General features: G+C 70.3%; 10 protein-coding genes and 1 other RNA gene. 2 read left to right on the top strand and 9 right to left on the bottom strand.

Annotation, left to right across the window (positions count from 1 at the left end; translation table 11 throughout):
• Window positions 1-147: 147 nt before the first annotated feature.
• From CFK41_RS06545 to CFK41_RS06530, 4 genes are all read right to left on the bottom strand, one after another.
• Entirely contained in the window at window positions 148-1605 is a 1458-nt protein-coding gene (locus CFK41_RS06545) for an NAD-dependent malic enzyme (protein ID WP_096798930.1), read from the bottom strand.
• A gap of 132 nt (window positions 1606-1737) precedes the next feature.
• On the bottom strand, window positions 1738-2337 hold the full coding sequence (locus tag CFK41_RS06540) for a hypothetical protein (protein WP_096798929.1): 600 nt from the start codon (window positions 2335-2337) through the stop codon (window positions 1738-1740).
• Between the two features lie 408 nt (window positions 2338-2745).
• Window positions 2746-6687 carry an ATP-dependent RNA helicase HrpA gene (gene hrpA / locus CFK41_RS06535; RefSeq protein ID WP_096798928.1) on the bottom strand — a complete coding sequence of 1314 codons (3942 nt, stop codon included), beginning with the start codon at window positions 6685-6687 and terminating at the stop codon, window positions 2746-2748.
• 73 nt (window positions 6688-6760) lie between these two features.
• Entirely contained in the window at window positions 6761-7708 is a 948-nt protein-coding gene (locus tag CFK41_RS06530; RefSeq protein ID WP_096798927.1) for a phosphotransferase, read from the bottom strand.
• A gap of 213 nt (window positions 7709-7921) precedes the next feature.
• Between CFK41_RS06530 and CFK41_RS06525 the strand changes: the two genes are divergently transcribed.
• A complete protein-coding gene (locus CFK41_RS06525) occupies window positions 7922-9949 on the top strand; it encodes a glycoside hydrolase family 3 N-terminal domain-containing protein (protein WP_096798926.1) in 2028 nt (675 codons plus the stop codon).
• Window positions 9950-10019: 70 nt separating this feature from the next.
• On the opposite strand, the gene ssrA is transcribed toward CFK41_RS06525, so the two are convergent.
• Window positions 10020-10390, bottom strand: a transfer-messenger RNA (tmRNA) gene (gene ssrA, locus CFK41_RS06520).
• Between the two features lie 215 nt (window positions 10391-10605).
• Here ssrA and CFK41_RS06515 point away from each other — a divergent pair.
• Window positions 10606-11178 (top strand): hypothetical protein, encoded by a 573-nt coding sequence (locus CFK41_RS06515; RefSeq protein WP_151904696.1) that lies wholly within the window; start codon window positions 10606-10608, stop codon window positions 11176-11178.
• Between the two features lie 27 nt (window positions 11179-11205).
• Here the strand turns inward: CFK41_RS06515 and smpB are convergent, their stop codons facing one another.
• The 4 genes from smpB to ftsE all read right to left on the bottom strand — a co-directional run bounded on the left by smpB (window position 11206) and on the right by ftsE (window position 15218).
• Window positions 11206-11712 carry an SsrA-binding protein SmpB gene (smpB, locus tag CFK41_RS06510; RefSeq protein WP_096798925.1) on the bottom strand — a complete coding sequence of 169 codons (507 nt, stop codon included), beginning with the start codon at window positions 11710-11712 and terminating at the stop codon, window positions 11206-11208.
• Window positions 11713-11860: 148 nt separating this feature from the next.
• Window positions 11861-13186 (bottom strand): M23 family metallopeptidase, encoded by a 1326-nt coding sequence (locus CFK41_RS06505; RefSeq protein ID WP_096798924.1) that lies wholly within the window; start codon window positions 13184-13186, stop codon window positions 11861-11863.
• Window positions 13187-13188: 2 nt separating this feature from the next.
• Complete coding sequence (ftsX, locus tag CFK41_RS06500; RefSeq protein WP_096798923.1) at window positions 13189-14106, bottom strand: permease-like cell division protein FtsX; 918 nt, start codon at window positions 14104-14106, stop codon at window positions 13189-13191.
• Entirely contained in the window at window positions 14103-15218 is a 1116-nt protein-coding gene (gene ftsE / locus CFK41_RS06495) for a cell division ATP-binding protein FtsE (protein WP_096798922.1), read from the bottom strand. Before ftsE ends, ftsX begins: the two co-directional genes overlap by 4 nt.
• Window positions 15219-15311: the final 93 nt, after the last annotated feature.

Here is a 15311-nt window from a genome sequence, read left to right as displayed (position 1 = left end):
CCCAAGTTACACATCTTGGACCGATTACGTAACCAGCCTACGTAATCGGTGTGCCGCCGGGACCTCATCGTCGGGCGCTCGCCGCCGGGGCGCGGAACAGGGCAGGTGCCGTCCGGCACCTGCCCTGTCCTCCGCTGTCGGGGACGCTCAGCCCTCGAGCGTGATCTCGTCCGCGTAGACCGCGGTCATCGCTCCGGTGATGGTGTCCACCGTGCCGGCTTCCTCGCGGGCGACCTGCTCGACGGCGTTCGCCACGGCCTTGGTCACGCCCTCGTGGAAGACGCTCGGCACGATGTACGTGGGGTTCAGCTCCTCGGCGGAGACGACGTCGGCCAGGGCCTTCGCCGCCGCGAGCAGCATCCGGTCGCTCACCCGGGTGGCGTGGGCGTCCAGCAGGCCGCGGAACACACCCGGGAAGGCGAGCACGTTGTTGATCTGGTTGGCGAAGTCGCTGCGACCGGTCGCGACGACCTCGGCGTGCTTGACCGCCTCGGCGGGATCGATCTCCGGGGTCGGGTTCGCCATCGCGAACACGATCGAGCGGTCCGCCATGGTGGAGACGTCCTCGGCGGTGAGGATGTTGCCGGCGCTGACGCCGATGAACACGTCGGCGTCCACGACCGCGTCGGCCAGGGTGCCGGTGAGCTCGCGGGGGTTGGTGACCTCAGCGATCCACGGGAGGCGCCCCTCGAGCTGCTCACGCTGCTCGTGGACGATGCCGTGGATGTCGGTGACGACCACGTCGCGCGCCCCGGCGGCCCGGAGCAGTCGCAGGATCGCGGTGCCCGCGGCGCCGGCGCCCGACAGCACGATGCGAGCGGTGGAGATGTCCTTCTCCACCACGCGCAGGGCGTTGCGCAGAGCGGCGACGACCACGATCGCGGTGCCGTGCTGGTCGTCGTGGAAGACGGGGATGTCGAGCTCGGCGCGCAGGCGGTCCTCGATCTCGAAGCAGCGCGGCGCGGAGATGTCCTCGAGGTTGATGCCCGCGAAGACCGGGGCGATCGCCTTGACGTGGGCGACGATGTCGTCGACCGAGTGGGCGTCCAGGCAGATCGGGAACGCGTCGATGTTCGCGAAGCGCTTGAAGAGGGCGGCCTTGCCCTCCATCACCGGCATCGCGGCGAGCGGGCCGAGGTCCCCGAGGCCCAGGATCGCGGAGCCGTCGGAGACGACGGCGACGGTGTTGCGCTTGATGGTGAGGCGGCGGGCGTCCTCGGGGTTCTCGGCGATGGCCTTGACGACCCGGGCGACGCCCGGGGTGTAGATCATGGACAGGTCGTCACGGTGACGGATCGGGAGCTTCGACTCGACGGTGAGCTTGCCCCCCAGGTGTGCGAGGAAGGTGCGGTCGGAGACCTTGCCGAGCTCGACCCCTTCGAGGCCGCGCAGCTCGTCCACGACCTCCATGGCGTGGTCGTGCCCGGCGGTGAGCACGGTGATGTCCGCACGCATGCGCTCCGCCCCGGAGGCGGAGACGTCGAGAGCGGTGACCGTGGCCCCGCGGCTCTCGATGCGTGCGGTGATGTCGCTGACCGCCGCGGAACGTGCGGCGAACTCCAGTCGGATCGTGATGGAGTAACTCACGGATGGCATCGGTGACATGCTCCCCAGCCTAACGAGGACGACGCCTCCGCGGGGACAGGACGCGACCTGCGCAACAGTCCTCTCCTGGGAGGTCGCGACGAGCCGGCGACAAGGGCCCGCACGCGACCGGTCCGGCGGCGCGGGAGCGGGTCAGTCGGTGTAGGGGTCGACGTCCGCGGAGTAGCGCTCCCAGAGGGTCTGGGCGGCCGGGATCTGCTCGGCGTAGCGGTCGGGGTAGGCCGAACCCTGCACGGCCTGTGCGGCCTCGCCCGGGGCCCACTCGCGGAAGTCGGGCGACAGGTCCAGGAGACCCGGCGCCGAGGAGTGATCGCCCAGGCCCAGGAACGCGTCGATCGCACGCTTCTTGTGGCGCACCTCGTCGTAGGTGCCCCAGCCCATCGAGGGGCGCTGCTGGAACAGGCCGCCGGAGTCGAGATCGACCTCGGGCTCGTAGTTTCGCAGCCAGGACTCCACGATCGCGGTGGCGAGGGTGATCGCGGCGGCCTGCTCGTCGAGCTCGTGCCCCTTGATCACCGCGATGACGAACTTCGCGTTCTCGACCTGCCAGTCGTCCATCGCGTCCAGGGCGAAGCCCTCGCGGGTCTCGGGCCGCGTCATGAACTCCTCGGTCCAGACCTCGTCGGCACGGGCGGGAGCCAGCGAGCCGAGCGCGGCGAGGGAGGTGGCGCCGAAGGCGCCTGCGAGGATCAGGTGGCGGCGCGAGAGCGCAGTGGTCGCGGAGACGAGCATCGGGGTTCCTTCGGTGCGGGGAGCTCCGGGCTCGTCGAGCTCCCGGGGCAGGGCGGAGCCAACGTAGCGATGCCGGCCGGGCGCTGTGAAGACCTTCCCGGCGCCCCGGATCACCCTGCGACCTGCGGTTTGATCAGAACATGACTTTGTCATGGAAGTGCCCGTCGGGCTGATCCCTGCGGCGTCCTCCCCGGTCGCAGTGCCTCCTGGACAGGTGTCGCCGGCGACCCGCGGGGCACGGGCCGGCCGCGCCGCGGCCCCACCGACGTCTTCGGTAAAGATTTCGTGGGCGTCGTCGGAGGCCTCCCGCCGAGGGACGCAGGTCACGCGGAGGTCACGGCCCAGAGGCGCCCGTCACCCCGGCGCGGAGGCGCCGGCCGACATCGGACGACCTCTGCGCGGTCGCGCTCAGGCGGTCAGCGCCGCGATCGCCGAGCGGATCCGCTTGTCCGAGACCGTCTGCCTGGTGCCGAGGGTCTGGGCGAAGAGGCTCACCCGGAACTCCTCGAGCATCCAGTCGATCTCGCGCGCGTCCGGCTCGGCCCGTCGACGGGCCGACAGCGCCGCCCGGCGGGTCGCCCAGTGCTGGGTGAGGTCCGCGATCTGCCAGGCGAGCTGCTCGTCGCGGCGGGGATTGCCGGGCAGCTTGTCCAGCCGCACCGCATCGGCCTCGAGGTAACGGCGCAGATCCGGCAGATGGGCGATCCCGGTGCGGGAGATGAAGCCGTCGCCGAGCAGCGAGGCGGCGTGCTCGCGGATCTGCGTGAGATGGGAGAGCACGGAGAGCGAGGGCGCGCGGGAGAGCTCCTTGTGGAGCTTCGCCGAGGTCGCGAGCGCGGCCGCGGCATCCTTCACGGCCTGCGCGGCGAGGGCGTCGTGCCCGCTGCGGACCTGGTCCAGCAGCGCCGCGTACTCCGCCGCGGTGCGCACCTCGGCGGTTCCGGCCAGGTGCACCGTCGCCGCGCGGGAGGCGTCGGCGAGCAGCGCGGCGGTCGAGGCGTAGTCCGAGCCCGCGACGGCGAGCTTGGTCGGGTTCGGCAGGGCGTTGAGCACCGCGCCCAGGTCGGCGCCCAGGTCCCGGTCCAGCATCGCGATGACGCCCTCGCGATGTGCGAGGGCCTGCTCGTCGGCGGTCGCGAGCACCGCGAGGTCCACCTGATCGAGCCGGCCGTCCGCCGCGCGGCGCGCCACGAGCGCCGGATACCCGGCGACCTTCAGACCGCCGACGGTGGACTCGTGCACCGCCGGCACCCCCTGCTCGGGGAAGCCGGACAGGTCGGTGCGGGCGAGGGAGTCCGCCCGGGTGGACACCGAGGCGTCCACCCGCTTCTTCAGGCGCGCCGTGAGCTGGGCGAGGTCGTCCCCGGTACCGATCTCCCGACCCTTGTCGTCGACCACCCGGAAGTGCATCCGCAGGTGGGCGGGCAGCTTCGCGATGTCGAACTCGGGGCCGTACAGCGGGAGGTCGTCCGGCACGCCAGGCAGGCCCACGAGCTCGTCGGCGACCGCCTCGAGGAAGGCCTCGCCGGTGTCGGGGTCGTCGTCGTGCAGGGTCGCCGCGACCACCTTGGCACGCTCCGGGGCGGGGACCAGGTGGCGCCGGATCGGCTTGGGCAGGGAACGGATCAGCTCCGTCACCAGCTCCTCGCGCATGCCGGGAACCAGCCAGTCGAAGCCGCGGGACTGCAGGCGGTTGAGCACCGCGAGCGGGACGGTCGCGGTGACCCCGTCGGTGCCCTTCGCGCCCACCGCGCCGAAGGAGTAGCTCAGTGGCAGCGTGATGTCGCCCTGCACCCAGGTGTCCGGGAACTCCGAGGCGATCGCCTCGCGAGCGCCGTCGTCGGTCGCCAGCAGATCCTGCTCGGTGAGGGTGAGGAGGTCCGGGGTCTCGTGGCGCTGCGTCTTCCACCAGGAGTCGAAGTGGCGGCCGGAGACGACGGTCGCCGGGATCCGCTCGTCGTAGAAGCGGAACAGCTGCTCGTCCGAGATCAGCAGGTCCCGCCGACGGGTCTTGGCCTCGAGCTCCTCGAGCTCCTTGATCAGCGCCTGGTTGTCGCGGAAGAAGTGGTGGCGGGTGCGCCAGTCCCCCTCGATGAGGGCGTGCTGGATGAAGATCTCGCGGGCGGCCTCAGGATCGAAGCGCCCGTAGCCGACGACCCGGTCCGCCACGAGCGGCACCCCGTACAGCGTCACCTTCTGATGGGCCATCGCCGAGGCCTGCTTGGAGGACCAGTGCGGGGCGGAGTGGGTGCGCCTGACCACGTGCGATCCGGTCTCCTCGGCCCAGGCCGGGTCGATCCGGGCGGCGGTGCGACCCCACAGGCGGGAGGTCTCCACGAGCTCGGCGACCATGACGTAGTCGGGTCGCTTCTTCGCCAGCGCCGAGCCGGGCCACAGCGCGAAGCGGGCTCCCCGTGCGCCGGCGTACTCGCGGGTGCGGTCGTCCTGGAGGCCGACGTGGGAGAGCAGGCCCGCCAGCAGCGCCTGGTGGATCGCCTGCGGCGAGGCGTCGGTGTCGTTGCGGGAGAGGTCCACGTCCTTGGCCATGTCCCGCAGCTGGGAGTGCAGGTCCCACCACTCGCGGATCCGCAGGTAGTGGAGGTGCTCGGAGCGGACCTCGCGGCGGAACGCGGAGTTGGACAGCGACTTGCGCCGTTCCTGGAGGTGGTTCCAGAGGTTGAGGTAGGCGAGGAAGTCGCTGGTCTCGTCCTCGAAGCGCTTGTGCTTCTCCTTCGCCTGCTGCTCCTGGCCCAGCGGCCGCTCGCGCGGGTCCTGGATCGACATCGCCGCGACGATGATCATCACCTCCCGCAGGGCGCCGAGGCGGTGGCCCTCGATGAGCATGCGCGCCATCCGCGGGTCCAGCGGGAAGCGGGCGAGGGTGCGGCCGACGGAGGTGAGGCGGCGGCCGCCGGGATCGCGCGGAGCGTCCTCGATCGCGCCGAGCTCGTCGAGCAGGCGCACGCCGTCGCTGATGGCGCGGCCCGCCGGCGGTTCGACGAAGGGGAAGGACTCCACGTCGCCGAGCCCCAGGGAGGTCATCAGCAGCACCACCGAGGCGAGGGAGGTGCGCAGGATCTCCGGCTCGGTGAACTCGGGCCTGCCCTCGAAGTCCTCCTCGGAGAACAGCCGGATCGCGATGCCGGGGGCGGTGCGCCCGGAGCGTCCGGAACGCTGGTTCGCGCTCGCCTGGGAGATGGGCTCGATGGGGAGGCGCTGCACCTTGGTGCGCTGGGAGTAGCGGGAGATGCGGGCGAGTCCGGAATCGATGACGTAGGTGATCCCGGGGACGGTCAGCGAGGTCTCGGCGACGTTGGTGGACAGGATGATGCGGCGGTAGGTGCCGGACTTCGGCGGCGAGAAGATCTTCTGCTGGTCCTGGGCGGAGAGCCGTCCGAACAGGGGCAGCACCTCCACCGGGAGGGCGGAGCGGCCGCGGGTCCCCCGGGACAGATGGTCGGTGAGCGCATCGGAGATCTCGCGGATCTCCCGCTCGCCGGGCAGGAAGACGAGCATGTCCCCCGGCCCTTCGGCGGCGAGCTCGTCCACCGCGTCGGTGATGGCCTGGGTGAGGTCGCGCTCGATGGAGTGGATGTCCTCGAGCTCGTCGTCCTCGTCGACCTCGGGCTCGAGCACCAGGGGGCGGTACCGGATCTCGACGGGGTACGTGCGGCCCGAGACCTCGATGATCGGAGCGGGCTCCCGCTCCCCTGAGGGGAGGGTGCGGCCGAAGTGCTCGGCGAAGCGCTCGGGGTCGATGGTCGCCGAGGTGATGATGACCTTGAGATCCGGGCGCTGGGGAAGGATCTGGCGCAGGTAGCCCAGGATCACGTCGATGTTCAGGGAGCGCTCGTGCGCCTCGTCGATGATGATCGCGTCGTAGCGCTTCAGCAGCCGGTCCCGGCCGATCTCGGCCAGGAGGATGCCGTCGGTCATCAGCTTCAGGCGGGCGTTCCGGCTGGTCTCGCGGGTGAAGCGGACCTGGAACCCGACGGTCCCCTCGCCGAGCTTCTCCCCGAGCTCGCTCGCGATGCGCTGGGCGACGGAGCGGGCGGCGATCCGGCGCGGCTGGGTGTGGCCGATGAGCCTCCCTCGACCGCCGTAGCCGAGCTCGAGGAGCATCTTCGGGATCTGGGTGGTCTTGCCGGAGCCGGTGGCGCCGGCGATCACGACCACCTGGTTCTCGCGGATCGCGGCCTGGATGTCCTCCCGGCGCTGGGAGACGGGCAGGCCCCCCGGGTAGGAGATGCGCGGGCCGGCGGGCTCGGAGGGAGTCGCGGGGTGCACGGCGGCATCGGTCCGGGCCGGGTGGGACGGGGCCGGGTCGGGCGTCGAGGAGGCTGTGGTCATGGCGGCTCCACTCTACGTGGAGCACGTGCTCCGGGTCGCGGGCATTCTTCGCCGCGCGGACTGCGCGGAGCGGTCAGCTCGCGAGCAGCCGGTGACCGGCGGCACCCAGCCCGAGGTCCGCGGCGTAGGCGGTCACCAGGGAGAGGGCCATCCGGGTCGCCCAGGCCCAGGACCGTGCCACGAGAGCGTCCCAGACCTCCTCGTCGTCGATCCCGGTCCAGGCCGCGGCGGCGCGGTAGCTCTGCAGGAGCTCGTCGGACGGGACGTGCAGGAGCATCCCGCCCAGGTCGCTGGCGGGATCGCCGCGAGTGGTGTCGCCCCAGTCGATGAGGGTGGCGGGGCCCGGCATGCCGCGGACCGGCACCACGACGTTCCCCGGATGCGGATCCCCGTGCAGCAGCAGCTCGCGTCCCTGCCAGGGCGCCGCGGCGAGACCGGCGTGCCACCGATCCTGTGCCCGTCGGCTCAGGTCCGGCGGCAGGTCGGCGCGCTCCAGATCGGCCTCGAAGGCGTCGGCCCGGGTGCTCAGCGGGACGCCGCGCACCGGGTTGCGGCCCACCTCGGGGGCGGGTCCGGAGTGGATCGTGGCGAGCATGAGGGCGAGGTCGCCGGCGACCCGCGCACGGGTCGCGCGGTCGGAGTCCGCGGCGGTGACCCCGTCGATCCACTCCACGAGCATCGCGTCCTCCGCGAGGGCGAGCACTGTCGGCAACTGCATCGGCAGCTGGGTGCCCAGGCCGCGCAGCCTCCGCAGCACGGTCACCTCACGGCCCAGCAGCGCCTTGGAGATGTCCCGCCGGGCGACGCGCAGCACGAGCTCACGTCCACCGAGGGCACCGACAGGCCACAGAGCGTTGTCCCAGCCCTCGGCGCGCGGCAGCTTCGCGATGCTCCAGACGATCCGCTCGAGGTCGGCGTCCTCCTCGGGGCGGAGCCGCGCGCACAGCAGCTCGATGCGGCGCAGGTCCACCGGGAGGTCGGCAGGGGGCGGGGCGGGGGCGACACTCGGCATGCCGGTCATCCGGTCACGGTACGGCGGTCGAGGGCGGCCCGGCAATGCCGTTCCCCTTCCCCACGGCGGCGTGGGCATCCCGCGGGCCGTGCGAGGTGCTCCGCTCAGCGGCAATCCGGGGCAAGACCTCCTGGTGAGAGGTGCCCCTGGCTACCGTGACGAGCGCGGCACCGAAGCGCCGGGCCGCCGGACATCCCCGTCCGGATCACCAGGAGGAGCCCGATGACCCCGCAGATCCCTCTCGCCAGCCGCCTCAAGAAGATCATCGAGGTCGACGGGCTGCAGTTCCGCGATCTCGACGGCGACGGGCACCTGACACCTTTCGAGGACTGGCGGCTCTCCCCCGCCGAGCGCGCCGCGGACCTCGTCTCCCGGATGTCCCCGGACGAGAAGCTCGGCCTGATGGTGATCAGCTCCCGCCCGATGGGGATCTCACAGCGCAACAAGGACTTCACCAGCCACGACGGCGTGCTCGACGAGCAGCACCTGCCGATCAGGATCGATCCGCACACGAGCGCGGGCATCCCCTTCGAGGGCACCACGGAGATGATCCGGGGCATGCACATGCGGCACTTCATCATGCGCGAGGAGCCCACCGGTGCACGCATCGCGACCTGGCTGAACGCCATGAACGAGGTCGCCGAGGACACCCGTTGGGGGATCCCCGTGATCGTCGCGGCGAACTCGAAGAACGAGGCCGGCGCCTTCACGATGGGCGGCACCCCCGAGGACCAGCCCTTCGCCACCTGGCCGGGCACCCTGGGGCTCGCCGCCACCGGCTCGGTCGAGGTCATCGAATCCTTCGCCGCGCACTCGCGCCGGGAGTGGGTCGCCTCGGGCCTGCGCAAGGGCTACATGTACATGGCCGATGTGTTCACCGACCCGCGCTGGTTCCGCGGGCAGGGCACGTTCGGGGAGGATCCCGCGTTCGTCGCGCAGGCCATGGACGCCGTGGTGCGCGGCTTCCAGGGGGAGGACGGGCTCGAGGCCGACGGCGTCGCGCTCACGGTCAAGCACTTCCCGGGCGGCGGCGCGCGCGAGAACGGGACGGACCCCCATTACGCCGAGGGCAGCTTCAACATCTACCCCACGCCGGGTTCGCTCGAGGAGTACCACCTCCCGCCGTTCCAGGCCGCGATCGATGCCGGCACCTCCTCGATCATGCCGTACTACGCGATCCCCTCGGAGGAGAAGTCCTCGACCCCGCAGGGACGCGTGACGGACTTCGAGCAGGTGGGCTTCGCCTTCAACCGCGAGATCCTGGACCTGCTGCGGGCCATGGGCCACCGCGGCTACATCAACTCCGACTCCGGGATCCTCTCGAAGATGGCCTGGGGCGTGGAGGAGCTCACCCCGGCCGAGCGCGCGGGCCGGGCCGTCATGGCCGGCACCGACATGTTCGCCGACACCAACGACGTCGCCTCCGTGCGCGAGGCCTATGTGACCGGCCAGTTCACCACGCAGCGTCTGGACGAGGCGGCGGCGCTCCTGCTCGAGGAGCTGTTCACGCTGGGGCTGTTCGAGAACCCGTACGCGGATCCCGAGGAGGCGGACCGCGTGGTCGCGAACGCCGAGGCACAGGCCGCCGCCGCGGACGCGCACCGCCGGTCCGTGGTGCTCGCCAAGAACCACGAGAGCACGCTGCCGCTGTCGGTGGAGGCGCTCGCCGGGCGCACCGTCTACGTCGAGCTCATGGAGCGGGGCATCACGGTCAAGGCGCTCGACGCGCTGCGCGACCGCCTCGAGCAGGCGCATCCGGAGATCACCTTCACGACGGACCATCGTGGAGCCGATGTCGCCATCGTGCTGATGAAGCCGTTCGTCGGCTCCTACTTCGATTTCGTGGGCATCACGGATCTGTGCATCGGGGAGCATGCGCACATCGACACCGCGAAGCTCGCCCGCATCCGAGAGGACGTGGGCACGATGGTGGTCGGCCTCAACGCGATGTACCCGTGGCTGCTGGACACCGTCGAGCCGCTCGCCGACGCGCTGCTGGTGGGCTTCGAGTCCGACTACGCGACGATGGTGGACGCGGCGCTGGGCGGCTTCTCCCCCACCGGTCGCCTGCCGATCACCTTCCCGATCGATGCCGCGGCGGTCGCGGTCGACGAGGAGGGACGCTGCGCCTCCCCCAACGACGTGCCCGGCTTCGCCAAGGAGCAGCACATGCACGGGCGCCCGTACGTGTACGTCGATGCGGACGGCCACCGCTACGAGCTCGGCCACGGACTGACCTTCGAAGTCTGAGCCGACAACGCAAGAAGCCCCCTCCCCGGCACGTGAGTGCAGGTGAGGGGGCTTCTCGTGGTGAGTGCAGTCGTGGAGCCGGCGGGAATCGAACCCGCGTCCGATAGTGCGGAGCGAGGGCTTCTCCGGGCGCAGTTCACAATGGCGTTTTCTCAGTCCCGACGCTCGTGCGAACGCGTCGTCGACGGACTCAGTCACTCTGAGGTGTTCATCCTTCCCCGATGACGAGGGTCGGCAGCAGTGGCTCCTTAGATGATGGAACGATCCGGGTCAGGAGCACCCCCGGGGTTCCAGACTGCTAACGCTGATCAGGCAGCGAGAGCGAAGTCAGTGCGCTTGGGTTCGGCACTTATTGGTTTCCAGAGGACATTAACGAGATGACTCTGGGTTCTCGGCCCGCTTCCCCTTGCTGGACAACTACCGTCGAAACCGATCGGCCCCTGGCGTGGGTATGCAGAACAGACTCTTCACAGCCCGACTGGGCTGTCTCCGTGCACTCACTCTTCTGTTGTCAAACATCCACCGACGCCGGGTCTCCCCATGCGTCGTCCCCCTACTCTACAACCCCGCCCCGGAGAACCGAAACGAATATCCCTCAGCTCACGGCGAAGCGGGCTGCCCTGGACCTGCCTGCGGGCAGGGACGATGATGGCACCGTGAGCAGTTTCGACGCAGCAGGCATCCGGGTCACGATCGATGACGAGACCCTGCGCGAGCAGGTCTCGGATCCCGAGGCGCTGGCCGCCTGGTGCGCCCAGCATCCGCAGGATCCGCGCACAGTCGCCTACCTGCGGATGCTCGGTCGGCTGGACGATGCGGCGATCGCCGGTCGGCTGGCCCTCGCCGAGGAGGGCATCTCCCCCGTCATGCGGGCGGTGCGCCGGGCCCGGTACGCCCATGTTCTGCAGTGGCAGGGCGCCTTCGTCGCCGCGGAGGAGCAGCTGGACCTGGCCGCCGAGGAGACCGGGCTCGAGGACCCGACGTCCCCGTCGTCGATGTCGGTGCTGGCCACGGTGTTCCAGCACCGGGCGAAGAGCCGCTTCGACCATGCTCAGGCGGAGCTGCGGGAGAGTCGGGGGCTCGCCGCGGCGCGACTCTGGGAGGCGGCCCTGGAGGATGCGCGCCGGGCGCTGTTCATGCGTGAACGGCTCGGGGTGGCCGACGAGAGCGCCATCGCCTCGAGCCGGCAGACGCTCGCGCGGCTCGCCCGGCAGGACCTCACGGCCTGAGGCCGGAGAGGCGTCGGAGCGGGCGGCTCAGGCCAGCTCGCGCTGGCGCATGGCGCGCTGCGCCTCGCGGAGGTCCTGCTTCTCGCGGAGGGTCTGACGCTTGTCCCATTCCTTCTTGCCGCGGCCCAGGCCGATGACCACCTTGGCGTGGGATCCCAGGAAGTACATCTCGATCGGCACGATCGTGAAGCCCTTCTCGCGGGACTTGCTGGCGAGCTTCTCGATCTCGACCTTGTGCAGGAGCAGCTTGCGCTTGCGCCGGGCGGCGTGGTTGGTCCACGTCCCCTTCACGTACGGGGCGATGTGGGCGTTGTCCATCCACACCTCGCCGCCCTCGATGTAGCAGTAGCCGTCGATCAGGGAGGCTCCGCGGTCCCGCAGGGACTTGACCTCGGTCCCGGTCAGCACGATGCCGGCTTCCCAGGTCTGATCGATGTAGTAGTCATGCCGGGCGCGCTTGTTCGAGGCGATGAGCTTCTTGGTGGGCCCGTCGTCCGCAGCGGCCTTCTTCGCGGCAGCCTTCTTCGCCGACATCGGGTCCCTCCTGCCGTTCGTCGCGTTCTGTTCAGGGTGCGGCCGCACGCTGCGACCGGATGTCCCAGCTTACGCGGTGGTCACCGCCGGTCGCGAGCGGATTTCGCGCAGGGCGTCGCCGTCACGGCGCCCGGCGGGCGGAGCCGGGTCAGATGTACTTGTCCGGGTTGACCGCGTTGCCGTCCTCGTGCACCTCGAAGTGGAGGTGGCAGCCGGTCGAGGACCCGGTGGTGCCGACGTACCCGACGGTGGTGCCCGCGGAGACCTGCGCCCCGACCGGCTGGGCGAAGCCCTGCAGGTGATGGTACGAGGTGGTGATCAGGCGCCCGTTCATCATGCCGTGGCTGAGGACGATCTTGTTGCCCGCGCTGCTGTTGTGGGTCCGGGCGATGACCCGGCCGGAGTGGGCGGCCTTGACCGGGACGCCGCAGGCGACCGGGAAGTCGACCCCGGCGTGCAGCTTCCTGGTCCCGTAGATCGGGTGCACGCGCCAGCCGAAGTTCGAGTTCAGGCGGGCGTCGACCGGGTAGATCCAGCCGCCGGAGGTGCTCGACGAGCTGCTCGAAGAGCCTCCGCCACCGCTGCTCTGCTGCTGGTTCTGCTGCCGTTCCCGCTCTTCGCGCTCCGCACGCTCGCGCTCCTGGCGGGCCAGCTCCTCGATCTCGGTGTCCAGCGTCGAGCCGCGGGTCTCCAGCGTCGAGAGGTCGCCCTCATGCTTCTTCTTCTGGGTCTCGAGATCCGAGCGCTGCGTCTTCTGGGTCTCGTAGAGGGCGTCCAGGGACTCCTTCGCCCGAGTCGCCTCCTCCTCCGCCGTCTCGGTGCGCTGGACAGCGTCCTCCGAGTCACTCTTGAGCTGCTTGATCTCCTCGCGCACCGCCGTCAGGCGCTCGGCCGAGTTCTCGGTGACGGCCTGGTCCGTGCGCAGGGTGTCCAGGTTGCTTCCCTGCGAGGCCATGGTGAGGCGGTAGTTCATCGAGCGGTCGACGGCGTCCTGCGGGGACTGGTTGCCGATGTAGATCGTGGACGGGTTCGGCATTCCCCCGCCCTTGTAGGCGTTCAGCGCCACCGAGGCGAGCTCCTCGTTGCCGGTGTCCACCTCTTCCTGGCCCTGCTCGACCTGCCCGGAGAGCCGCTCCTCCTCGGACTCGGCCTCGGTGAGCCGCTCCCCGATCTTCCGGTCCTCCTCGCGGGCCTTCTCGAGCTCCTTCTGCGCGTTCTCGAGGTCCTCCTGGGCCTGCGGGATCAGCAGCTCCGTCTCGGCGAGCGCGATGTAGGTGTCGGAGAGCTCCGAGTTGACGTCGCTCAGCTCGATGCGGAGGTCCTCGAGCTGCTGATCGATCTGGGACCGCTCGGCGATCTTGTCGCTCTTGGTGCCGTCCGCCGAGGCCGACGTCATCGGCACGACCAGCATGGGCAGCGCCACCAGGGCGGCGGCGACCATGCACAGGGGGCGGCGGAGGCTGCGGAGGACCATGCTCACACCTTCAGGTAACGGTTCAGGGACACGACGGACGAGGCGATCGAGAGGGCGGCCCCGAGGACCACCAGCAGCGGTGCGGCCCAGATCAGGTCGGCGGTGCCCACCGTGATCAGCTGTTCGCCGAGCGTGGGCGCGAGCCATCCCTCGACGATGTAATGCAGCCCCACCCAGAGCATCCCGGAGGCTATGAGCCCGCCGATGATCGCCGCGACCGCACCCTCGAGCAGGAACGGCAGGCGGATGAAGAGGTTCGAGGCGCCGACCAGGCGCATGATCGCGATCTCGCGGCGACGCCCGGCGACCGACATCCGGATGGTGGTCGCCACCAGCAGCAGCGCCGCGATCAGCATCAGCACGGCCAGACCGAGGGCGAACATCGTGGACTGGTTGAGCACGTCGATGAAGGGGGCGAAGGTGCTCAGCAGGTCGGTCACCTCGTCCACGCCGTCACGGCCCTGGAAGAACTCGACCACGGCGGCGGAGTCGTCGGCGTCCTGGAGGGTGATGTGGAAGGAGACCGGCATGTCCTCGGCGGAGAAGTTCGACACGAAGCTCTCGCCGGCGAACTGCTCCTGGTAGATCTCCAGCGCCTCGACCTGGGAGCGTTCGGAGTACGAGGCGATGTAGGGCGAGAGGACGTCTCCCTCGAGCGCCTCGCGGACCGAGTCGATCTGGGCGTCGGTCGCCGCACCGCCCGCGCAGGAGGAGGCTGTGGAGTGCGGGGAGCACAGGAAGATCGTCACCTGCGACTGCTCGACGAGCGTGGACTTCATGTCCATGATCTGCTTCTGCATCAGCGCGCCGGTGCCCACGAAGGTCAGCGAGACCGCGGTGACGATGACGACGGAGATGACCATGGCGATGTTGCGCCACAGTCCGGTGAGGATCTCCCCGAGGATGTACCGCGCCCTCATCGCCGATCCCCCTCGGTCTCGTCGGTGAAGGGATCGTCCACGAAGGGATCCTCCGCGAAGGCGTCGTCCTCGTCGCGGGTCTGGCGGGCCTCGCGTTCGTCGATCAGATCCTCCTCGAGGATGTCGTCGGCCGAATCGTGGTCCTCGCCGTCGTGCTCGGTCCGCTCCTCCGGCTCCCCGGTCGTCTCCGGGTCTCCGGTCTCCCCCGGGTCCTCATCGGACGGGGTCGGAGCGGTCGTCTCGGCGCGGTCGCGATCACGGACCGAGGCGACCGGGGACGCCTCGTCCTCGCGTCGGTCCGCGTCGGTGCTGCCCCCCTCGGCCCCGGCGTCTTCCGGATCGTCGCGCGACATCTCGTCGTCCAGCGGGTGCTCGTCGCGGTGCGCGGAGTCGTCCGGCAGGTTGCCGGAGATGACGCTGACCGGCGCCGGGGTCTCGTAGCTGCCCTGCTCCTCGTCGCGCACCACGATGCCGCCGACCATCTCGACGACGCGGCGCTGCATCCGGTCCACGGCCGACCTGTCGTGGGTCGCCATCACCACCGTGGTCCCGCGCTCGTTGATCTCGGCGAGGAGATCGAGGATGCCGCCGGCAGTCGCAGGGTCGAGGTTGCCGGTGGGCTCGTCGGCCAGCAGGATCGAGGGACGGTTGACGTAGGCGCGGGCGATCGCCACGCGCTGCTGCTCACCGCCGGAGAGCTCGTGCGGGAGCCGCTTGCCCTTGTCCTCCAGGCCCACCATCTCGAGCATCTCGGGGACCAGGCGGCGCACCACCTTGCGGGGGGTGCCGATCACGGCGAGCGCGAACTCGATGTTCTGGTACGCCGTCTTCGAGGGCAGCAGGCGGAAGTCCTGGAACACCATGCCGATGTCGCGGCGGAGCGCGGGGACCTTCCACGACGGGATGCGGGAGAGGTCCTTGCCGGCCACGTAGACCGTGCCCCGGCTGGGGGCGACCTCCTTGAGGACCATCCGCATCAGGGTCGACTTTCCCGATCCGGAGGCTCCCACCAGGAACACGAACTCCCCGCGGGTGAACTCGATGTCGAGATTCTCCACAGCGGGTCGCTGTCCACGCATGTACGTCTTGGTGACGTCGTCGAAACGGATCACGGGTGCCTGTCACGTCGGGGGAATTCGTCCTCACCCAGGGTAGGTGGGAAGGCACCGGATTCGACTCCGCTGGCGACAGCGTCCAGGTCAAAA

The sequence above is a fragment of the Brachybacterium ginsengisoli genome, assembly GCF_002407065.1.
Taxonomy (GTDB): Bacteria; Actinomycetota; Actinomycetes; order Actinomycetales; family Dermabacteraceae; genus Brachybacterium; species Brachybacterium ginsengisoli.
Note: the sequence above shows the minus strand (reverse complement) of the source record. Positions and strands in the feature narration are given on the sequence as shown.